We start from the raw sequence: 20,083 nt of genomic DNA, 5'->3' as shown, positions 1-20,083 counted from the left end.
GGTGCGTCGGCGGGGTTACTTCAGGGGCAGGGCGATCATGAAGCGGTCGCCCACCGCGTACATCCGGCCCTCCTCGCGGTGCGCCACCACATGGTCCGCGTCCGTCGCGTACACCCACGCCCTGCGCCGGGTCCTCAGGTCCACCGCCGCCAGGCCCCGCTCGGAGCGGTAGTAGAGGTAGCGGTCGCCCACCGCGAGGGACTGGTCCTTGTCGGGCAGGGCCGGGTTGTCGGTGGTGGCCTTCTCCTGCCACAGCTTCGTGCCCGTGGCCGGGTCGACGGCGTACGCGCCGCCCTCCGCCACCGCGTAGACGGCGCCGTCCCCCCGTACGGGCCCGGAGAACGGGACCGTCGCCGAGATCCGCTCCTGCCAGGCCGTGCCGCCGTCGCTCAGCCGGAGCGCCGAGAAGTTCGTACCGCCCGTGTAGAGGTGGGTTCCGTCCAGGCAGGGCTGGGTGAGGGCCGCCGTGTCCCGCGGCACGTCGATGTCCTTGCGCCAGCGCACGGCGCCCGTGCGGGTGTCGCGCGCGACGACCCGGGTCGTGTCGTCGAACTCGTTGTAGCTCTCGAACGTGATGAGGCGGTCTCCGGCTACCGCCGTCGCCATCACGTAGCGGCGGTCCGTGCTGTCGGAGCCGGAGTTCGCGGGCGCGTCCCCCAGGGGCGTGCGCCACAACTCCCTTCCCGTACGGGTGTTCACCGCCACCAGGTGGTGGGAGCGCAGCGCGTCCGGGACGCCCGTCGCGCCCGCGAGGTACAGGACGCCGCCCGCCGCACACAGCAGCTGGGTCGCGTCCATGTTGGCGTTCAGGCCCTTCACCATGATGCCGGACGGGCGCAGCGCGTACTTCTTCGCGTCCACCGTCCGCACCACCAGGTCGAAGTGCTCGGTGTCCGTCTTCCGCTGCACGGCGTGGACGACGCCCGCCTCGTCGGCGACGGCCGTCCACGGCGTGGTGTCGGCGGTGCACACGCCGGCGGTCCTGCCGGTCGCGACCTCGCTGAACACCACCCCCATCCCCGCGACCAGGGCGACCTGGTCGCCCACGACCATCGGGAACGTGCGCTCGTCCTTCTCCGGCGTCGCCATCTCCGTGCTCCACAGCGACGACGGGGCCGCGCCGGTGCCACCGCCGGCCGGCGTCCTCGGTCCGCCCGTCGGCTGCGGCTCCTTGCCGCGCCACGCCCAGAGGCCCACGCCCGCGCCCGCCGCCGCGAGGGCCGTGCCGCCGCCCAGGGCGAGCAGCCCGCGGCGGGAGAGGCGGCGCGGCGGGGCCGGGGCCGGTACCGCCGTCGTGTACGGGTCCTCCGCCGGTGCCGGGAGGCGGGGCGGGTGCGGGTGCCACACGTCCGTCGCGCGGCGGGCGATCGCGGCGAGCAGCGGCGGCGGCAGGTGGTCCGCGAACTCGCCCCGGCCGTCGTGCAGTTCGGCGATCAGGGTGGCCGGGGCCGGGCGGGCGGACGGGTCCTTCGCCAGGCAGACGGCCAGGAGCGGGCGGAGGGACGGCGGCACGGCCGACAGGTCCGGGTCGGCGTAGCGGACGCGGTAGAGGAGGTCCGCCGGGGCGCCCGAGCCGAACGGCGCCTGGCCCGTCGCCGCGAAGACCAGCACGCCCGCGAGCGCGAACACATCGCCCGCCGGGGTGTGTTCCTCGCCCGAGGCCTGCTCCGGCGACATGTACGCCGGGGTGCCGGCCGCCGCGCCCGTCGACGTGAGCCGGGCGTCGCCGGCCGCCCGCGCGATGCCGAAGTCGATCACCTTCGGGCCGTGCGCGGTGACCAGGATGTTCGACGGCTTCAGATCGCGGTGCACCACGTCCGACGAGTGCAGCTGCCGCAGCGCCCCCGCGAGAGCGGCACCCACGGCGCGGACGGTCGGCTCCGGCAGCGGGCCCGCCAGGGCGACCGCGTCGTCCAGCGGCGGTCCCAGGACGTACTCCGTGGCCAGCCACGGCGTCTCGGCGAGCGGATCCGCGTCGACGACGGCCGCGCCGTGGCGGTCCCCGATGATGCGGGCCGCGTCCGCCTCCAGCCGGAACCGGGTACGGAACGCCGGGTCGGCCGCCAGGCGCGCGTGCACCGTCTTCAGCGCGACCGTACGGCCGCCCGGCGAACGCGCCAGGTACACCGTGCCCATGCCGCCGGAGCCCAGGCGGGCCAGCAGGCGGTACGCGGCGATGGCGGACGGGTCGTCGTGGGTCAGGGGGGAGAGCATCGTCAGTTTCCGATCCCGTTTCCGTGCCCGTACCCGGTTCCGTTGTCGTCGCTGTTCCCGCTCCCGATCCCGTTGCCGGTCCCAGGAACGTCCGGCAGCTCGGCGGTCAGCAGGGTCGCGGACTGGTGGGCCAGGGCCGCCACCACGCGGGGCGGGAGCCAGCCGGGGGTGAGCAGGGTCGTGGCCGAGCCGAGGACGGTGCCGTGCGGGGTGGGCGGGGACAGGGCGGGCAGCAGGGCCGCGGCGGACGGGCGGTTCGCCGGGTCGCGGGTGAGGCAGGCGGTGACCGTCCCGGCCAGCGCGGGCGGGAGTTCCGCGCGCTCGGGGACGGTGTGGCCGGTGGCGGTGTACGCGAGGACCGCGCCCAGCCCGTACACGTCACCCGGTGGGCGCGGCAGCCCGCCCGTCGCCTGCTCGGGGGCCTGCGCCGCCCGGTCCACCCGGTCCGTGGTGCGGGCCGCGCCGAAGCACGTGAGCCGCGGGCCGTCCGCCGTCAGCAGCACCGCCGCCGGGGCCACGCCCGCGTGCGCCACCCCCTGCGCGTGCAGCGCGGCCAGCGTCTCCGCGAGGGCCGCGCCGATCACCCGTACCGTTTCCTCCGGCAACGGGCCGCCGTGCACGGCCAGCGCCACGGGGAGCGGGAGCGCCGGGACGTACGGGGTCGTGAACCAGGCGTCCGGGCCGGGTACGGCTCCGTCGATCTCCGTCACCGGGAACGTCCACGGCGGCGCCAGACGCTGTGCCGCCTGCGCCTCCGCCCGGAAAAGCCCCGGGTCTGCGCCGGGGAGCGGGGCCGTGAGGAGCACCGTACGGTCGGTCGTCGCGCTGCGGGCGATGAAGCGGCGGCACGGGACCGGCGGCGGGGAAGGGTGCGGGGCGGGGCGGTCCTGGGGCGGGTCCAGACGCGTGATGAGGCGGTACGGCCGTTCCACTTGCGAATCCCCCCTGAAATCCCCCTGAGCGAGGGAGAGCCTACTCGGGGGAGCGGGGCGGGCCGGAACGGGGAGAAGGGGCGCCCCTGTACGGGGCGCCCCTTCCTCGGAGACCGTGATCGGAATCGAACCGACGTAACTCGCTTTGCAGGCGAGCCCCTCAACCACTCGGGCACACGGTCGTGGTGGCGACGAGTACGACGTTAGGCGGGGGGCGGGGCGGGCTCAACGGTTCCGTGGGGCCTGCAACACGACTGCCATACGGGGGCCACAGAGCGTTCATGGGCCTAGGGCGAAGGGACCACTCCGTAACCGACTTGCGACAGGGGTCACCTGCGGAGATGGCCCTTACTCTGGGGGGATGAGCGTCCTCGAACCCAGCGACACAGCCGCGCCTCCCGCCGCCGCAGCACCTCCCACCGGCGGCGGCGGCGTGCTCGACCGCGACCACCGGGCGCTCAGCATCGGCATCGTGTCCGTGGTCCTGCTCATCGCCTTCGAGGCCACCGCCGTCGGCACCGCGATGCCGGTCGCCGCCCGCGAGCTCGGCGGGGTCTCGCTGTACGCCTTCGCCTTCTCCGCGTACTTCACCACCAGCCTCTTCGCCATGGTCCTCTCCGGGCAGTGGTCCGACCGCAGCGGGCCGCTCGCGCCGCTCACCGCCGGCATGAGCGCCTTCGCCGCCGGACTGCTGCTCTCCGGCACGGCCGGGACGATGTGGCTGTTCATCCTCGGACGGGCCGTCCAGGGGCTCGGCGGCGGGCTCGTGATCGTCGCCCTGTACGTCGTGATCAGCCGGGCCTACGCGGAGCACCTCCAGCCCGCGATCATGGCCGCCTTCGCCGCAGGGTGGGTCGTGCCCTCCGTCGTCGGGCCGCTCGCCTCCGGGACGATCACCGAGCACCTGGGGTGGCGGTGGGTCTTCGTCGGGATACCCGCTCTCGTCGTCTTCCCGCTCGCCCTCGCGCTTCCCGCGATACGCCGGACCGCCTCCGGGCCCGCCGACCCGCACGCCCCGCTCCCGCCGTACGACCGGCGGCGGATCCGGCTCGCCCTCGGGATCTCCCTCGGCGCGGCGCTGCTCCAGTACGCCGGGCAGGAGCTGCGCTGGCTCTCCCTGATCCCCGCCGTCCTCGGCGCCGCGCTGCTCGTGCCCGCCGTGCGCGGACTGCTGCCGCCCGGCACGTACCGGGCGGCCCGCGGGCTGCCCTCCGTGGTGCTGCTGCGCGGCATCGCCGCGGGTGCGTTCATCGCGGCCGAGTCCTTCGTGCCGCTGATGCTCGTCACCGAGCGCGGGCTGAGCCCCACGCTCGCCGGGCTCTCGCTCGCCGTCGGCGGGCTGACCTGGGCGCTCGGCTCCTACGTCCAGTCGCGGCCGTGGACGGAGCCGTACCGCGAGCGGCTCATGGTCGGCGGCATGGTGCTGGTGGCGCTCGCCATCGCCGCGGCGCCCAGCGTGCTGATTCCGGCCGTGCCGGCGTGGGTGGTCGCGGTGGCCTGGGCCTTCGGGTGCTTCGGCATGGGCATCGTGATCGCGCTGACCAGCGTGATGCTGCTCAAGCTGTCCGCCCCGGAGGAGGCCGGCGCGAACTCCGCGGCCCTCCAGATCTCCGACGGGCTCTCCAACGTGCTGCTGCTCGCGGCGGGCGGGGCGGCGTTCGCCGCGCTCGGTGGTGGGGCGGTGGGGCACGCGGCTTCCGGTGGGGGTGGCGGGTCGCATCCTGGCGCCTTCGTCGTGGTGTTCCTGCCGATGGCCGTGGTCGCGGCGGTGGGGGCGTGGGTTGCTACGCGGCTGGGGGTGCGGTCCGCCGCTGTGCGGGGGCTTCGGCCCTAGACCCGTGGGTGGTGCCGGTGCCTGGGCTCCGCCGGCCGAGTTTCGGGGCTTCGCCCCTAAACCCGTGGGTTCGCGGGGGCCGGAACCTCCGCGGGGGTAGGGGGTGTCCGGACTGCGACCTTCACTTCGCTTCGCTCGTTGCGGGCACCGCCACGTCCGGACACCCCCTACCCCCGCTCCGGATCCGGCCCCCTCCCCGCCGTCGTCGGGTGCCGATCTCGGAGGGGGTGATCTTGGTTCGGTGTATGCCCTGGTCATGGGTGTCGCTGGGGGGCAGTTGACCCATGTGGTGGTTGATCGTCGAGCAGTTGTGGAGTGGTCCAGGGGGTTGTGAGGACTGTCTCAAGGGGGGCGGCGCGGGGCTTTTCGGGGTGGGTCTCCGGGGGGTGCACCGGTAGGGTGGCCCGGTTGTCATATCTGGACGAGCGTCGAACCGGAGACCGTGACTACTACCGCCTCCTCCTCCCATCACCTTTCTCCCGCCTTCCCCGGCCGTGCCCCCTGGGGTACCGCCGGCAAGCTGCGAGCCTGGCAGCAGGGCGCGATGGAGAAGTACATCCAGGAGCAGCCCCGTGACTTCCTCGCGGTCGCCACGCCGGGCGCCGGCAAGACCACCTTCGCCCTGACCCTCGCGTCCTGGCTGCTGCACCACCACGTGGTGCAGCAGATCACCGTCGTCGCGCCCACCGAGCACCTGAAGAAGCAGTGGGCCGCCGCCGCCGCGCGGATAGGGATCAAGCTGGACCCGGACTACAGTGCCGGGCCGCTCAGCAAGGAGTACGACGGGGTCGCCATCACCTACGCCGGTGTCGGTGTGCGGCCCATGCTGCACCGCAACCGCTGCGAACAGCGCAAGACCCTCGTCATCCTCGACGAGATCCACCACGCCGGTGACTCCAAGTCCTGGGGCGAGGCCTGCCTGGAGGCCTTCGAGCCCGCCACCCGGCGGCTCGCCCTGACCGGTACGCCCTTCCGGTCCGACACGAACCCGATCCCCTTCGTCACGTACGAGGAGGGGAACGACGGGATCCGGCGGTCCTCGGCCGACTACACGTACGGCTACGGGAACGCCCTCGGCGACGGGGTCGTGCGGCCGGTCATCTTCCTCAGCTACAGCGGCAACATGCGCTGGCGCACCAAGGCCGGTGACGAGGTCGCCGCGCGGCTCGGCGAGCCGATGACCAAGGACGCCGTCTCCCAGGCCTGGCGTACCGCCCTCGACCCGCGCGGCGACTGGATGCCCAACGTGCTGCGCGCCGCCGACCAGCGGCTCACCGAGGTCCGGAAGTCCATTCCGGACGCCGGTGGGCTGGTCATCGCGAGCGACCAGGACTCGGCGCGCTCCTACGCCAAGCTGATCCGGGAGATCACCGGGACCAAGGCGACCGTCGTGCTCTCGGACGACGCCGGCGCCTCCGGCCGCATCGACGAGTACAGCGAGAACACCTCCCGGTGGATGGTCGCCGTCCGGATGGTGTCCGAGGGCGTCGACGTGCCGCGGCTCGCCGTCGGCGTGTACGCGACGACCATCTCGACGCCGCTGTTCTTCGCGCAGGCCGTCGGGCGTTTCGTGCGATCCCGCAGGCGCGGCGAGACCGCGTCCGTGTTCCTTCCCACCATCCCCAGCCTCCTCGGCTTCGCCACCGAGATGGAGGTCGAGCGCGACCACGTCCTCGACCGGCCCAAGAAGGAGGGCGAGGAGGACCCGTACGCCGAGTCCGAGAAGGAGCTCGCCGAGGCCGAGAAGCAGCAGGACGAGGACACCGGCGAGCAGGACATGCTGCCGTTCGAGGCGCTCGAGTCCGACGCCGTCTTCGACCGGGTGCTCTACAACGCCGCCGAGTTCGGCATGCAGGCCCACCCGGGCAGCGAGGAGGAGCAGGACTACCTCGGCATCCCCGGGCTGCTCGAGCCGGACCAGGTGCAGCTGCTCCTGCAGAAGCGGCAGGCCCGGCAGATCGCGCACAGCCGCAAGAAGCCGGACACCGAGGCCGACCTGCTGGAGCTGCCCGCCGAGCGGCGGCCCGTGGTTTCCCACAAGGAGCTGCTCGAGCTGAGGAAACAGCTCAACACGATGGTCGGTGCGTACGTTCACCAGACCGGCAAGCCGCACGGCGTGATCCACACCGAGCTGCGCCGGGTGTGCGGCGGGCCGCCGAGCGCCGAGGCCACCGCCGGGCAGATCCGCGAGCGGATCAAGAAGGTGCAGGAGTGGGCCACCCGCATGCGGTGACGCCGTCCTTCGCGCGCCGTGCCCTTCGCGTGGTGCCCCGCAAGGCCGAGAGGCCCGTACACAGGCTGTGTACGGGCCTCTCGGGCGTCCCGGGGGAACGGGACGGGGCGGCGAGGACCGGCCCCCACGGTCGGACCCCGCGCACCTCCACGCTACGAGCGTCACCTGGGCGTCCTTGTCCTCCAAAGTCCCCAGTTCGGCCGACTTAGGTCCCGAACCGCCCGTATCCGGTCGCACGCGCCCGGATTCTGGACGAGGTCTTCCGCTGAGCGGAGCAGGTCGCTACTGTCCCGGCTCAAGCAAACGCCCCGTGGCAGCGCCGCCGCGGAGCGCAGCCGGTGTGCCCCGTCCTGCCGGCGGCCTCTGACGTGCGTCGCCGTGGGACCGGTGTCGCAGCTCTCGTACGAGTCCGCTGTCACTCACTCCGAAGGAGAGGGCGTCGTGACCGCGGAGACCTCCCAGACGCTCGACCGGGGACTCAGAGTCCTCAAACTGCTTGCCGACACGGACCACGGCCTGACCGTCACCGAGTTGTCCAACCGACTCGGTGTCAACCGGACCGTCGTCTACCGTCTGCTCGCCACGCTCGAACAGCACGCCCTCGTCCGCCGTGACCTGGGTGGCCGCGCCCGGGTCGGGCTCGGCGTGCTCCGGCTCGGCCGCCAGGTGCATCCGCTGGTGCGGGAGGCCGCGCTGCCCGCGCTGCGCTCGCTCGCTGAGGACATAGGCGCGACGGCCCACCTGACGCTCGTCGACGGGGCCGAAGCGCTCGCCGTCGCCGTCGTCGAACCGACCTGGACCGACTACCACGTCGCCTACCGGGCGGGCTTCCGTCATCCGCTGGACCGCGGGGCGGCCGGGCGTGCCATCCTCGCCGCGCGGCTGGGCGAGCTCATCGAACCGGGCTTCACCCTCACCCACGGCGAGCTGGAGGCCGGGGCCAGCGGGGCTGCCGCGCCGCTCGTGGGGGTCACCGGCATCGAGGGAAGTGTCGGCGTCGTGATGCTGTCGGACGCCGTGCCGGAGCGGGTGGGGCCGCGTGTCGTGGACGCGGCCCGGGAGGTCGCCGACGCGCTGCGGTGACGGGCCGGGGGCGCGGGGCCGTGCCCGCCCGTAACCGGGCCCAGTAGATTGGGGGCGTGTTCTCCAGTCTCTCGCGTCGTCGTGCGCTCGCGCTCTGTGCCGTTCCTGTCGTCGCGCTCTTCGCCGTCGCCGGGCTCGCGCCGCTGCCGTTCTCCATCGCGCAGCCCGGGACGACCGCCGATGTCCTCGGCAAGGACAAGGGGCGCGAGGTGATCACCGTCAGCGGTGTCCCGGTCCGCGCGACCGACGGGCAGTTGCGGATGACGACGATCCTGGCGACCGGTCCCTCGGAGGACATCGACCTCGGGGAGGTCGCCGACGCCTGGTTCCGTACGGACCGGGCGGTGCTGCCGCGCGAGTCGGTCTACCCGTCGGGCAAGTCCGACAAGGAGATCGAGGAGCGCAACCTCGGGCAGATGAAGGAGTCGCAGGACGCGGCCTCCCTCGCCGCCCTCGGCTACCTGAAGCTGGACCCGAAGAAGGTGAAGGTCGACCTGCACCTCGCCGACATCGGCGGGCCCAGCGCCGGGCTGCTGTTCTCCCTCGGCATCGTCGACAAGATCGATGGCGACGGCGACGGCGGCGACCTCACCGGCGGCCGGACCGTCGCCGGTACGGGCACGATCACGCCTGACGGCAAGGTCGGCGCGGTCGGCGGGGTCTCGCTGAAGACGCAGGCCGCCGCGCGCGACGGGGCCACCGTCTTCCTCGTGCCGAAGGACGAGTGCTCCCAGGCGAAGGCCGAGCTGCCGAAGGGCCTGCGCCTGGTGCCGGTGACCGCGCTCAGCGACGCGGTGTCGTCCCTGCGGGCCCTTGAGCAGGGGCAGGAGTCGAAGGTTCCGAGCTGCTGACCTCCGCTTTTCCGGCCGGGCGGTCCATCGCCCGCCAGGACGGGAAGACCAGCGGCGACAGCGTGGCCAGGAAGTAGAGCGTGCCGAAGGTGAGCAGGGCCGTGGTGATGCCGGTCCGCTCGATCAGGTAGCCGGCCGCGAGGCCGCCGAGCGGGGTGGTGAGCAGCACGCCGGCCGTGCTCGCGCCGCCGACGCGGGAGCGCAGCTCCTCGGGGACGGTCTCGTAGAAGACCGTGGAGAGGATCGGGTTGAGCACCCCGGCGCCGAGTCCGCCGAGCGCCATCGTCACGAGCAGCGGCGGGGTGGTGTCCGTGAGGGCCGCGACCAGGTACGAGGGGGCCCCGGCGAGCAGGAAGCCGACGGCGAGGACGGGGCGGCGCGGGAAGCGGTGGCCCACCGCCCCGTACAGCAGCGCGCCGAGCAGGGCGCAGCCGCCGAAGACGGCGACGAGCAGGCCGATGGCCGCCGAACCGCCCAGCTCCTGGCGGGCGTGGACGGGGAGCAGGACCGCGTTCCAGCTCTGGCCCAGGCCGTTGGTGACCATCACCATCAGGTTGATGCCGAGCAGCAGCGGGGTGCGCAGCAGGAACGAGTAGCCCGCGCGCAGGTCGGAGCGGTACGCGGCGAGGGAGAGCGGCGGTGCCTCGCGGAGCGGTTCGGCGGAGGGTATGCCGCGGAGTCCGGCGACGACGAGCAGGGCCGAGAGGCCGAAGGTGGCGGCGTCCACGTACAGGACGGTGTCCGCGCCGATGAAGGCGACGAGCAGCCCGGCGAGGGCGGCGCCGGTCATGCGGGCGCCGCGGGAGACGGCCTCGTAGAGGCTGGCCGCCCGGGTCAGCGGGGTGCCGGCGTGGCGGGCGAGGTCGGGGATGAGGACGTGGCGGGCGGTCTCGCCGGGCGCGTGGAAGAGGCCGGTGACGCCCATCAGGGCGCACAGCATCCAGAACTCCAGCATTCCGGCCCGGTTGAGCAGCGGGATCGCGGCGAGTGCCAGGGCGCAGACGAGGTCCGAGGCGATGGAGACCCGGCGGCGCCCGATCCGGTCGATGACGGGTCCGCCGCAGATCGCCGAGACGACGACCGGGACGGCGGCGAAGAACGCGACCACACCGGCCTTGCCGGGGCTGCCCGTGGTCTCCAGGGCGAACCAGGGGACGCCGATGAGGGTGAGTGAATTGCCGCTGATGGAGATGGCGTTGGCCGCCAGGACGGTGGCCAGTGGTGTGCGCGATCGCACGGTGGATCCCCCCGGATGTGTGGATGGTGGCCGCTCTGGGCCGCTCGGGCCGCTCAGGCCGGCCCTGGGCCGCTGGGAGCCGCTGAGGCCCGCGCAGGGCGCCGTTCGGGCCCGTTCGTGGCCGTCAGGCGGTGGCGCAGGTGGCGCGTGGGTGCGGGACGGCCAGCTTCAGGCCGAACTCGACCAGCTTCCAGCCGAGTTGTTCGCGTACGGAGGTGGTGGGGGTGCTCGGGCCGGCCGGGGCGGTGTCGGTGGCGGCCTCGTGGAGCTCGGCGGCGTTCAGGGTGTGCAGGACGAGGTGGATGTCGGAGTGCATGGCGTGGCCTTTCCGGTGGTCCCGCGAGGGGGTGGGTGTGTCAGTTCTCGCCGTGCTGGGGGAAGGCGTGGAGGTGCATCCGGACGCGCTGGCTGCCGGGGGCCTCGCGGTCCTCGGTGTCCCGGTACTCGTTGATGAGGGCGTGCAGTCGCCCGTCGAGCTCGCGCAGCCGGTCGGGGGAGAGGTGGAGCGTGAAGTCGCTCATGTCGGAGGCGCCGGCCCACGCCTCGGCCCACTGGTGCCGGGTGCCCAGGTAGGTGTTGAGCTCCTGGGTGTGGATGGTCGCTATCTCGTGGAGGTAGATCTCGACGGCGCCCTGGATCTCCGGGTCCGGGTTCTCGTACAGCGCCTCGTCGAAGGTCGTGCCCTGGACGGCCGCCTTCCACCAGCGCTCTCGGCCCTTGCCGCGCTCCGGGTCGTCCTCGACGAAGCCGTGGGCGGCGAGCTGGCGCAGGTGGTAGCTGGTGGCGCCGCTGGACTCGCCGAGCCGCTCGGCGAGCTGGGAGGCGGTGGCGGGGCCGTGGTGGCGCAGGGCGCGCAGCAGCTGGATGCGCAGCGGGTGGGCGAGTCCGCGCAGGGAGCGCGGGTCGAGCAGCCGGCTGGCGGGCTTCTCTTCGGGGGCGGGCGTCGCGGAGGCGTGCTCCGGCTCGGGCTTCTCGGGCATGACTCCACAGTAGAGTTGCAAAGAGGTCTCTGCAACGGTTTTTTGCAGCGAGTTCTTTGCAACTCTCTCCGGCGCCCTCACGTCACCGCTGGGTGTCGCCCTTCGCGGCCTGCTTGACCAGCGGGATGATGCGCAGCGGGACCGGGTTCTCCATGACGATCGCCGTGGACGCGCGGACGATGCCGTCGAAGCCGACGACCCGGTCGATCACCCGCTGGAGGTCCGCGTTGGAGCGGGCCACCAGCCGGCACAGCATGTCCCCGTGGCCGGTGGTGGTGTGCAGTTCCAGGACCTCCGGGACAGTCGCCAGGTGCTCCCGCACGTCCGCGCCCTGCCCCTGCTTGATCTCCAGGGTCGCGAAGGCCGTGACCGGGTAGCCGAGGGCCGCCGGGTCGACCTGGGGGCCGAAGCCGCGGACCACCCCGTTCGACTGGAGCCGGTCGAGCCGGGCCTGGACCGTGCCGCGGGCCACGCCGAGACGCCGCGAGGCCTCCAGGACCCCGATCCGGGGCTCCTCCGCGAGGAGCACGATCAGACGCCCGTCCAGATGATCGATCGCCACGGCGGCCTCCTGATGGTCATGATGTACAAGTCGCACGCCGATGGTGGCTCACCACTGGGCAGATTGACCAGGGGAACAAGAAACTATTGCGCAGCTTGCGGGACGGCGGGACGCTGCTGTCATGACTGAGACCCTCGATCACACCCCGACCACCGCGCGTGAGGCCGACCCCTTCCCGGTGAAGGGAATGGACGCGGTCGTCTTCGCCGTCGGCAACGCCAAGCAGGCCGCGCACTACTACTCGACGGCCTTCGGCATGAAGCTGGTCGCCTACTCCGGACCGGAGAACGGCAGCCGCGAGACCGCCAGTTACGTCCTCACCAACGGCTCCGCCCGTTTCGTGTTCACCTCCGTCATCAAGGCCACCAGTGACTGGGGCCGCTTCCTCGACGAGCACGTCGCCGCGCACGGCGACGGCGTGATCGACCTGGCCATCGAGGTGCCGGACGCGCGCGCCGCCTACGCCCACGCCGTCGAGCGGGGCGCCACCGGGCTCGTCGAGCCGTACGAGCTCAAGGACGAGCACGGCACCGTCGTCCTCGCCGCCATCGCCACCTATGGCAAGACCCGCCACACCCTCGTCGAGCGCTCCGGCTACGACGGCCCCTACCTGCCCGGCTACACCGCCGCGCAGCCGATCGTCGAGCCGCCGGCCAAGCGCACCTTCCAGGCCGTCGACCACTGCGTCGGCAACGTCGAGCTCGGCAAGATGAACGAGTGGGTCGCCTTCTACAACAACGTCATGGGCTTCACGAACATGAAGGAGTTCGTGGGCGACGACATCGCGACCGAGTACTCGGCGCTGATGTCGAAGGTGGTCGCGGACGGCACCAAGAAGGTGAAGTTCCCGATCAACGAGCCGGCGATCGCGAAGAAGAAGTCGCAGATCGACGAGTACCTGGAGTTCTACGGCGGCCCCGGCGTCCAGCACATCGCGCTCGCCACGAACGACATCGTCGCCACCGTGCGCGCGATGCGGGCCGCCGGTGTCGAGTTCCTGTCCGTCCCGGACGCGTACTACGACACGCTCGGCGAGTGGGTCGGCGACACCCGCGTCCCGATCGACGAGCTGCGCGAGCTGAAGATCCTCGCCGACCGTGACGAGGACGGCTACCTGCTGCAGATCTTCACCAAGCCGGTCCAGGACCGCCCGACCGTCTTCTTCGAGATGATCGAGCGGCACGGCTCGATGGGCTTCGGCAAGGGCAACTTCAAGGCCCTGTTCGAGGCGATCGAGCGCGAGCAGGACAAGCGCGGCAACCTCTAGCGGCTGCCGCCCTCCCACGAGGGGCCCGTCCCGGGTGCGGACCCGGGGCCGGCCCCTTCACCACGTCCCGGGCGGTACGGGGGGCCGCCCGGGACGCGGACCCCACCCGCGGACCCGCGCCACGCCTCCACGGCTTCCCCGCGCCGTCCCGGCCCCTACGCCTTCCTGGCCCCCTACGCCTTCCTGGCCTCCGTCCGCTTCTTCGGCTCCTCCTGGCGTACGTCCTTGGGGAGTTCGTCCGGGAGGTCGCCCAGGGCCTTCACGGCCTCCTTCGCGCGCGGGGCGAGCAGCGGGGAGAAGTACGGGTTGATCCGCAGCGCCTCCGCCAGGTGGCGGCGGGCCGGGCCGCCCTCCTCCAGGGCGCGCTCGATCTCGCCCCGGTGGTACGCGAACAGCGCGCTGCGCAGGCCCTCGTCGGTGGCCCGCTTCGCGTACTCCAGGGCCTCCTTGGGCTCGCCCGACCGGTACAGCGCCCAGCCGAGCGCGTCCGCCACCCGCACCGAACGGTGGCCCCGCGCCCACTGCGCGCGCAGGAGGCGCACGGCCTCCGCGGGGTCGCCGTGGTCCGCGGCGAGCAGGCCGAGCGCCACCTCGGCGCCCGGCAGGCGCTGGGTCCGCAGGCGCCCGTACAGGGTCTGCGCGTCCCCGTCCCGGCCCAGCGACTCGGACAGCTCGCCCGCCTCCAGGAGGAACTCGGGGAGCGGCTGCCGGGCCAGGGCGGCCTGCCAGGTCTGCACGGCCTGGTCGGTGCGGCCGAGCGCCGCGAGGCTCCGCGCGCGGCCCGCCAGCGACGGGGCGTCGTCCCGTACGAGGCCCAGCGCCGTGTCGTACGAGCCCAGGGCCTCCGCCGGCTCGCCCCGTTCCCACGCCAGGTCGCCCAGCCGGGCCAGGGCCGCCGCCTTGTCCGCGCCCGTCTCCGCGAGCGCCACCGAGTCCAGGGCCGCCGCGCCCGCGTCCTCGCGCCAGCCGCGGTTGCGGTACAGGCGCGCCGAGCGGGCGCTGACCGCCGGGCCCGAGTGCAGTTCGGCGAGGGTCTCCGTCGCCTTCTGCGCCGCCTTGTAGTCGCCGAGGCCCTCGTACGCGTCGATCAGCACCGGATACGCCGACCAGCGCTTGGGCTGCGCCTTGCGCGCCTGCTCGCCCCAGCGCTTCGCCGTACCGAAGTCGCCGCGCGCGTTCGCCAGCGCCGCCATGCCCAGCTCCGCGGCCAGGTTCCCGCGCCCGGCCGGCAGCACGGCGAGGGAGCGCTGGAGAGCGTCCTGCGCACGGGGGAAGTCCGCCGGGTCGGCGCGCCGCAGCCCGCGCTCCGTATAGGCCGTGCCGAGCACCGCCCATGACGCGTCGTCACCGGGATGGGTCCTCAGCCACCGCTCCCGGTCACCGATCAGCGCGACCAGATCGGGCAGCGCCGCCCGCGCTCCGGCGTGCGCCGCGCTCACCGCCCGGTCGGCGGGACCCGGCGGGGGCGTCGGCGCGCGGGCGATCAGCTCCGGTACGTACACCAGCGCCGTCGCGGCGAGCACCGCGCCCACCCCGCAGGCCAGCACCGCCCTCGACACGTTCTCGCTCTTCATGGCGCTCACTGTGCGCCCGCGGGCGGCTGTACGAAGAGCACACGAGCGCCCGTCCCGGCGGGTTCACACCGATGGCCCCGGGTGCCACGCTGGACCCATGGACGATCTTCAGCAGGACGATCTTCAGACGCGACTGCACCAGGAGCTGCGCGCCGGACTCCCCGCCGAGGCGCTGCTCACCGACCCGGACGTCACCGCCTCGTACGCCCACGACATGGCCGGCTTCTGCGAGGCCGGCACCCCCGCGGTGGTCGTGCTGCCCCGCACCGTCGAACAGGTCCAGCACGTCATGCGCACGGCGACCGCGCTGCGCGTCCCGGTCGTCCCACAGGGCGCCCGTACCGGCCTGTCCGGCGGCGCCAACGCCTCGGACGGCTGCATCGTGCTCTCCCTGGTCAAGATGGACCGCATCCTGGAGATCAACCCGGTCGACCGGATCGCCGTCGTCGAACCGGGCGTGATCAACGCCGTGCTCTCCCGCGCCGTCGCCGAACACGGCCTCTCCTACCCGCCGGACCCCTCCAGCTGGGAGACGTGCACCATCGGCGGGAACATCGGCACCGCCTCCGGAGGCCTGTGCTGTGTGAAGTACGGGGTCACCGCCGAGTACGTGCTCGGCCTGGACGTCGTGCTCGCCGACGGGCGGCTGCTGCGGACCGGCCGGCGGACCGCGAAGGGCGTCGCCGGATACGACCTGACCCGGCTCTTCGTCGGCTCCGAGGGCAGCCTCGGCATCGTCGTCGGGGCGGTGCTGGCGCTCCGGCCGCAGCCGCCCGCGCAGTTGGCGCTCGCCGCCGAGTTCCCCTCCGCGGCCGCCGCCTGCGAGGCCGTCTGCGCGATCATGGAGCGCGGCCACACCCCGTCGCTGCTGGAACTCATGGACGGCACCACCGTCCGGGCCGTCAACGAGCTCGCCCACATGGGGCTGCCGGACACCACCGAGGCCCTGCTGCTGTGCGCCTTCGACACGCCCGATCCCGGGGCCGACCTGGCCGCCGTCGCGGAGCTCTGCCGGGCGGCCGGGGCCACGGAGGTCGTGCCCGCCGAGGACGCCGCCGAGTCCGAACTGCTCCTCCAGGCCCGCAGGCTGTCGCTCACCGCGCTGGAGACCATCAAGAGCGCGACCATGATCGACGACGTCTGCGTGCCGCGCACCAAGCTGGCGGCGATGCTGGCCGGCACGGCCGCGATCGCCGAGAAGTACGGGCTGACCATCGGGGTCTGCGCGCACGCGGGCGACGGCAACACCCATCCCGTCGTCTGCTTCGACCACGCCGACGAGGACGAGTCGCGGCGGGCGCGGGAGTCCTTCGACGAGATCATGGCGCTCGGGCTCGGCCTGGGCGGCACGATCACCGGCGAGCACGGGGTGGGGACGCTGAAGAAGGAGTGGCTGGCGAGGGAGTTGGGGCCGGTGGGGGTGGAGTTGCAGCGCGGCATCAAGCGGACCTTCGACCCGCTGGGCCTGCTGAACCCCGGAAAGCTCTTCTGACCGACGAGGTACCCGGCTGCCCCGCACGGGGGTCACAGGTCGCCGTCCGTGGACTCGTCCGACGGCCACGGGTCACGCAGCCACAGGTCGTCGGTGAGCACGGTGGTGGCGAGCAGCTCGGCGAGGCCGTCGTCGATGCCGAGCTGCTCGGTCTCGGTGCCCGGCGGCACCGCGCGCAGGGTCCGCTCCAGCCAGGCCGACACCTGCGCCGAGGGGGCCTCCAGGAGGGCGTCCCCGTCGGGGGAGGAGAGCGCCATCAGGACGACGTTGCGCCCGTCGACCTTCGTCGGCCAGATGCGCACGTCGCCGTGGCCGCAGGCCCGGAACACGCCCTCGACCAGGAGCTCGCGGGCGAAGGTCCAGTTGACCGGGTGCTCGGAGCCGATGTGGAAGGTGATGTGCACGGCGTACGGGTCGTCGACGCGGTAGGCGAGGCGGGCCGGGACGGGGAGGGAGCGCTCGGGGGACAGGACCAGCTTCAGTTCGAGTTCGCGCTCGACGACGTTGTTCTTCTCGGTGTTCTGCATGGCGTGCTGCCTCTCTCCTCGGGGGCCCGTAGGTGGGCCTTCACAGGGAGAGAGGGGGGTCCGGCCGATCCATTACGCGACTTCGGGGAAGTTTCCGAAGAATTTTTTCGGGACCCGTGAAGGGGCCGTGCAGAGGCCGGGCGAGGCCGGTCCGGCACGGGCCCGAGAATCACCCTCAGTGACGAAATCGGGGTGACGTCCCCCGAAGGCGGCCTTTCTGGCGGGCTCCTTGTCCCCTCGGGGGCGTTCTTCGTTACTGTCCTCCTTGGGCGTGGCGCGGTCGGGGCGCTGCCGCGCGGACCAAAGACGTTGTGACTGAACGGAGTCGGGGCAGTGGCTACTCCTCCTGGAGGCGGCGGAGAGGTACCGCAGGCGGGCTACTACCCGGATCCGTCGATCCCCGGGTACATCCGGTTCTGGAACGGCGGTTCCTGGGTGCCCGGTACGAGCCGCCCGGCTCCCAAGGAGGGCGAGGCCCTCCCGGCCCCGCCGGTCCCGGTCGCGCCCCAGCTGGCCCCGAGCCCGGCGCCCGCGCCCTCGCTCCCGTCCGTCCCGGCGGTCGAGGAGACCGGCCCGGTCTTCCTCGACGCCGACCCCGAGCCGTCCGCCGCCGCCCAGGAACCCTCCTCGGCGTGGCACGCGACGACCTCCGTCCAGACGGGCTTCGGCGGCGAGCGCGACCAGAGGGTCTCCTGGGGCCGGAACGACGACGCCGCCATCCCGGCGCAGCAGCCCCCGGCCGACCCGCGCGCCACGGCGGCCCCCGAGGCCCCCGCGTGGCCCCAGGCGGGCACCACGCCGGCGGACCCACGCCAGGACGAGCCGCGCCAGGCGGACGCTCGCCAGGACGGTCCGCGTCAGTCCGCGACGCGTCAGGCGGACCCTCGCCACGCCGATCCGCGCCAGGCCTCGCCGCGCCAGGCCGACTCCCGTCAGGCCGACCCGGCGCCGTCCTGGCCTGCGGCGGACGCCTCCGTGGCGACGCCCGAGACGCCCGACCGGGCCGACCGGACTGACCGCCCCGGTCGCCCCGGTCGCCCCGGTCGCGTCGACCGTCCGGAGGCCGGCGGATCCGGCGGTACGGGGCCGGGCGCGGGCGCTGCTCCCGTCTGGCCCGCTGCCGGTGGCCGGGACGACGCACCGGCGCCCGTACCGGGCCGGTCGACGCCGGGCGCCCCCGCTCCCGCGAACGGACCCGCCGCCGGCGCCTCTCAGGACGCCTTGGCCGCCCCCGCGCGGCTCGGCGGGATGCCCGTGACGCCCTCCTGGGCCCAGCAGGCCCAGCAGCCTCCCCAGGCCCAGCAGGCCCCGTTCCAGGCGGCGCAGCCGGCCCCGCAGCCGCCGCAGGCCGTACAGGCCCCGCAGGCCCAGCCCTTCCCCGCCCAGGCGTCCCCCCAGCCTCAACTTCAGCCCCATCCCCAGCCCCATCCCCAGCCCCAGCCCCAGGACCCCCAGTCCGTCGCCCCCTGGAAGCCCCCCGTCGAGGACGTGTTCATGGCGGCCGCGCGGGCGCAGGCCGCCGCTCGGCCGGCGGGGCTGGGGAGGCGGCTGGCGGCGCGGCTCATCGACACCGTGGTGCTCGGGGCGGTGGTCGGGGCCGTGTCGTATCCGTTCGTCACGGGTGCCGTCGACCACATCAACGAGAAGATCGAGGCGGCGAAGCAGTCCGGCGTCACCGTCCAGGTGTGGCTGATCGACTCGACGACCTCCGTGCAGTTCGGCATCGTCCTGGCCGCGCTCCTGGTGCTCGGCGCGCTCTACGAGGCGCTGCCCACGTCCCGGTGGGGGCGGACGCTCGGGAAGAAGCTGTGCGGGATCGAGGTGCGGGACATCGAGGCGCACGAGCCGCCCGCGTTCGGTGCCGCGCTGCGCCGCTGGCTGGTCTACAGCGTGCTCGGGCTGCTGGTGCTCGGCGTGCTGAACGTCCTGTGGTGCCTGTTCGACCGGCCGTGGCGGCAGTGCTGGCACGACAAGGCGGCCCGCACCTTCGTCGCCGGGTGAGCCGGGTGGGCGGGGCAGCCCAGCTGCCCCGGCAGGCCTGCTTGGCCCGGACAGTAGGGAGCGGCGCTATCCGCTCCCGCCCCCGCCGTTGTTCTTGCTGAGCACGAGGTTGGTGCTCCACCCGTCGCCGAACTTGATGCTCTGCTTCGGGTCGTCGTAGGTGTAGACGCCTTCGAGCGGGACGGTCTCCCCGGGGCCGGCGGACTGGAGGACGTCGCAGACGTCGGCGACGGACGCCACGGGGCTGTCCTTCATGCCCGTCATCGCGTCCATGGGCTGCAGATCGGCCTTGGCCGCGGGCGAGTTGCTGGTCACGCCGACGACGAGCACCCCGGCGACCTGGTCGGCGGTCAGCTGCTTCTGGATCGCCTGGACCTGGGACTGGTCCTCGGGTGCGAAGTCGTCGGCCACCGTCGGGTCGTCCACGGCCTTGAGGCGCCAGCCGGGGTCGTTCTTGACCTGACCGGCCGCCAGGGAGTCGAGGATCGGACGGGCGTGGTCCGAGCTGATCGAGTAGAACTGCCCCTGGGTGTCGCCGGTCACGCTCAGCACGTTGATGCCGACCACCTTGTCGTCGGCGTTGAGCAGGGGGCCGCCGGAGTTGCCCGGGTTGATGGTGGCCGAGTGCTGGACCGTGGCGGGGTAGCGGGGGAGCGAGTCGGACGGCTCCGCGTTCTGGACGTTCGGGTTCTGCACGGTGCCGCTGGTGAAGGCGGGTTTCTGCGTGTCGCCCTCGCTGCCGAGGGAGGCCGGGTAGCCGAGCGCGACGACCGTGTCGGCGGCCTGGAGGTCCTTGCTGTCGCCGAACTCCATCGCCTTCAGGTCCGACTGCGGCGAGGTGAAGGCCAGCACGGCCAGGTCCTCGCAGGGGTCGATGCCGACCACCCGTACCGGCGCCGCCGGGCGGTCCCCGACGACGGCCTTCAGCGACGCCTCGCCCTGCACCACATGGGCGGCCGTGGCGATGAGCCCCTTGTCGGCGTCGTAGACGAAGCCGGTGCCGGTTCCGGTCTTCCCCAGCACGTGGACGGTGCTGGGCGCGGACCGCTCGTAGATCTCCTTGGGATCCAGATCGGTGCCGTACGCCGCCGCGCGGCCGGCCGTCAGACCGAGTACCAGCGTGGCGGCCGCGACCGCGGCGCTTCTGGCCCGTACCTTCATGAGTTCCCCGCCTTTCCCGCGACGGAAGCCCCCCCTTCAGGCTAGGTCCGGCCCGGGAAGCGGTCTTGTGCAGCGGTCAAGGTTTGAACGGGCAAGCATCCGGAGCGGCGGTCCTGGCGGCCGTCCCCCGAACGG

At 73.3% G+C, this 20,083-nt stretch carries 16 protein-coding genes and 1 tRNA gene; 7 read left to right on the top strand and 10 right to left on the bottom strand.

Annotated features, from left to right (window positions below; genetic code table 11):
• Nucleotides 1-15 precede the first annotated feature (15 nt).
• The 3 genes from ACZ3ZE_RS05455 to ACZ3ZE_RS05445 all read right to left on the bottom strand — a co-directional run bounded on the left by ACZ3ZE_RS05455 (nt 16) and on the right by ACZ3ZE_RS05445 (nt 3,328).
• Nucleotides 16-2,214 (bottom strand): protein kinase domain-containing protein, encoded by a 2,199-nt coding sequence (locus tag ACZ3ZE_RS05455; RefSeq protein WP_467257442.1) that lies wholly within the window; start codon nt 2,212-2,214, stop codon nt 16-18.
• Between the two features lie 2 nt (nt 2,215-2,216).
• Complete coding sequence (locus ACZ3ZE_RS05450; protein ID WP_467257439.1) at nt 2,217-3,146, bottom strand: protein kinase family protein; 930 nt, start codon at nt 3,144-3,146, stop codon at nt 2,217-2,219.
• A gap of 110 nt (nt 3,147-3,256) precedes the next feature.
• A tRNA-Cys gene (locus tag ACZ3ZE_RS05445) sits at nt 3,257-3,328 on the bottom strand.
• Nucleotides 3,329-3,507: 179 nt separating this feature from the next.
• On the opposite strand from ACZ3ZE_RS05445, the gene ACZ3ZE_RS05440 reads away from it, so the two are divergent.
• From ACZ3ZE_RS05440 to ACZ3ZE_RS05425, 4 genes are all read left to right on the top strand, one after another.
• Entirely contained in the window at nt 3,508-4,980 is a 1,473-nt protein-coding gene (locus ACZ3ZE_RS05440; protein WP_361162699.1) for an MFS transporter, read from the top strand.
• Between the two features lie 442 nt (nt 4,981-5,422).
• On the top strand, nt 5,423-7,213 hold the full coding sequence (locus ACZ3ZE_RS05435; protein WP_361162701.1) for a DEAD/DEAH box helicase: 1,791 nt from the start codon (nt 5,423-5,425) through the stop codon (nt 7,211-7,213).
• Nucleotides 7,214-7,654: 441 nt separating this feature from the next.
• Nucleotides 7,655-8,296, top strand: a complete 642-nt coding sequence (locus tag ACZ3ZE_RS05430) for an IclR family transcriptional regulator (protein WP_046912351.1) — start codon at nt 7,655-7,657, stop codon at nt 8,294-8,296.
• A gap of 56 nt (nt 8,297-8,352) precedes the next feature.
• Nucleotides 8,353-9,147, top strand: coding sequence for a S16 family serine protease (locus ACZ3ZE_RS05425; RefSeq protein WP_361162703.1), 795 nt, complete (start codon nt 8,353-8,355; stop codon nt 9,145-9,147).
• On the opposite strand, the gene ACZ3ZE_RS05420 is transcribed toward ACZ3ZE_RS05425, so the two are convergent.
• The 4 genes from ACZ3ZE_RS05420 to ACZ3ZE_RS05405 form a co-directional block, all read right to left on the bottom strand.
• On the bottom strand, nt 9,080-10,384 hold the full coding sequence (locus tag ACZ3ZE_RS05420; protein ID WP_361622214.1) for an MFS transporter: 1,305 nt from the start codon (nt 10,382-10,384) through the stop codon (nt 9,080-9,082). The two genes, ACZ3ZE_RS05425 and ACZ3ZE_RS05420, sit on opposite strands and share 68 nt — an antisense overlap.
• A gap of 124 nt (nt 10,385-10,508) precedes the next feature.
• Entirely contained in the window at nt 10,509-10,700 is a 192-nt protein-coding gene (locus ACZ3ZE_RS05415) for a hypothetical protein (protein ID WP_467257436.1), read from the bottom strand.
• Between the two features lie 40 nt (nt 10,701-10,740).
• Complete coding sequence (locus ACZ3ZE_RS05410) at nt 10,741-11,364, bottom strand: ArsR/SmtB family transcription factor (protein ID WP_361622217.1); 624 nt, start codon at nt 11,362-11,364, stop codon at nt 10,741-10,743.
• Nucleotides 11,365-11,446: 82 nt separating this feature from the next.
• On the bottom strand, nt 11,447-11,926 hold the full coding sequence (locus ACZ3ZE_RS05405; protein WP_467257433.1) for an Lrp/AsnC family transcriptional regulator: 480 nt from the start codon (nt 11,924-11,926) through the stop codon (nt 11,447-11,449).
• Nucleotides 11,927-12,047: 121 nt separating this feature from the next.
• On the opposite strand from ACZ3ZE_RS05405, the gene hppD reads away from it, so the two are divergent.
• Nucleotides 12,048-13,193 (top strand): 4-hydroxyphenylpyruvate dioxygenase, encoded by a 1,146-nt coding sequence (gene hppD, locus ACZ3ZE_RS05400; protein WP_361162713.1) that lies wholly within the window; start codon nt 12,048-12,050, stop codon nt 13,191-13,193.
• Nucleotides 13,194-13,366: 173 nt separating this feature from the next.
• On the opposite strand, the gene ACZ3ZE_RS05395 is transcribed toward hppD, so the two are convergent.
• On the bottom strand, nt 13,367-14,767 hold the full coding sequence (locus tag ACZ3ZE_RS05395; protein WP_467257431.1) for a tetratricopeptide repeat protein: 1,401 nt from the start codon (nt 14,765-14,767) through the stop codon (nt 13,367-13,369).
• Nucleotides 14,768-14,864: 97 nt separating this feature from the next.
• On the opposite strand from ACZ3ZE_RS05395, the gene ACZ3ZE_RS05390 reads away from it, so the two are divergent.
• Nucleotides 14,865-16,259, top strand: coding sequence for an FAD-binding oxidoreductase (locus tag ACZ3ZE_RS05390; RefSeq protein WP_467257428.1), 1,395 nt, complete (start codon nt 14,865-14,867; stop codon nt 16,257-16,259).
• A gap of 32 nt (nt 16,260-16,291) precedes the next feature.
• On the opposite strand, the gene ACZ3ZE_RS05385 is transcribed toward ACZ3ZE_RS05390, so the two are convergent.
• Nucleotides 16,292-16,786, bottom strand: coding sequence for an SsgA family sporulation/cell division regulator (locus ACZ3ZE_RS05385; RefSeq protein WP_361162718.1), 495 nt, complete (start codon nt 16,784-16,786; stop codon nt 16,292-16,294).
• Nucleotides 16,787-17,119: 333 nt separating this feature from the next.
• Between ACZ3ZE_RS05385 and ACZ3ZE_RS05380 the strand changes: the two genes are divergently transcribed.
• Nucleotides 17,120-18,787: an RDD family protein gene (locus ACZ3ZE_RS05380; RefSeq protein WP_467257425.1), complete on the top strand. Its 1,668-nt coding sequence runs from the start codon at nt 17,120-17,122 to the stop codon at nt 18,785-18,787.
• Nucleotides 18,788-18,853: 66 nt separating this feature from the next.
• Here the strand turns inward: ACZ3ZE_RS05380 and ACZ3ZE_RS05375 are convergent, their stop codons facing one another.
• Nucleotides 18,854-19,948: a S1C family serine protease gene (locus tag ACZ3ZE_RS05375; RefSeq protein ID WP_361162722.1), complete on the bottom strand. Its 1,095-nt coding sequence runs from the start codon at nt 19,946-19,948 to the stop codon at nt 18,854-18,856.
• Nucleotides 19,949-20,083: the final 135 nt, after the last annotated feature.

The sequence above is a fragment of the Streptomyces sp. NPDC023157 genome (assembly GCF_055560575.1).
The sequence above is the reverse complement of the archived record's forward strand: the minus strand, read 5'-3'. Positions and strand labels throughout refer to the sequence as shown.

What these genes read in the sequence shown, in the direction of transcription:
- ACZ3ZE_RS05455 (WP_467257442.1), bottom strand. Translation starts at nt 2,214, where the DNA reads ATGCTCTCCCCCCTGACCCACGACGACCCGTCCGCCATCGCCGCGTAC.
- ACZ3ZE_RS05440 (WP_361162699.1), top strand. Translation starts at nt 3,508, where the DNA reads ATGAGCGTCCTCGAACCCAGCGACACAGCCGCGCCTCCCGCCGCCGCA.
- ACZ3ZE_RS05415 (WP_467257436.1), bottom strand. Translation starts at nt 10,700, where the DNA reads ATGCACTCCGACATCCACCTCGTCCTGCACACCCTGAACGCCGCCGAG.
- ACZ3ZE_RS05410 (WP_361622217.1), bottom strand. Translation starts at nt 11,364, where the DNA reads ATGCCCGAGAAGCCCGAGCCGGAGCACGCCTCCGCGACGCCCGCCCCC.
- hppD (WP_361162713.1), top strand. Translation starts at nt 12,048, where the DNA reads ATGACTGAGACCCTCGATCACACCCCGACCACCGCGCGTGAGGCCGAC.
- ACZ3ZE_RS05395 (WP_467257431.1), bottom strand. Translation starts at nt 14,767, where the DNA reads ATGAAGAGCGAGAACGTGTCGAGGGCGGTGCTGGCCTGCGGGGTGGGC.
- ACZ3ZE_RS05390 (WP_467257428.1), top strand. Translation starts at nt 14,865, where the DNA reads ATGGACGATCTTCAGCAGGACGATCTTCAGACGCGACTGCACCAGGAG.
- ACZ3ZE_RS05385 (WP_361162718.1), bottom strand. Translation starts at nt 16,786, where the DNA reads ATGCAGAACACCGAGAAGAACAACGTCGTCGAGCGCGAACTCGAACTG.
- ACZ3ZE_RS05375 (WP_361162722.1), bottom strand. Translation starts at nt 19,948, where the DNA reads ATGAAGGTACGGGCCAGAAGCGCCGCGGTCGCGGCCGCCACGCTGGTA.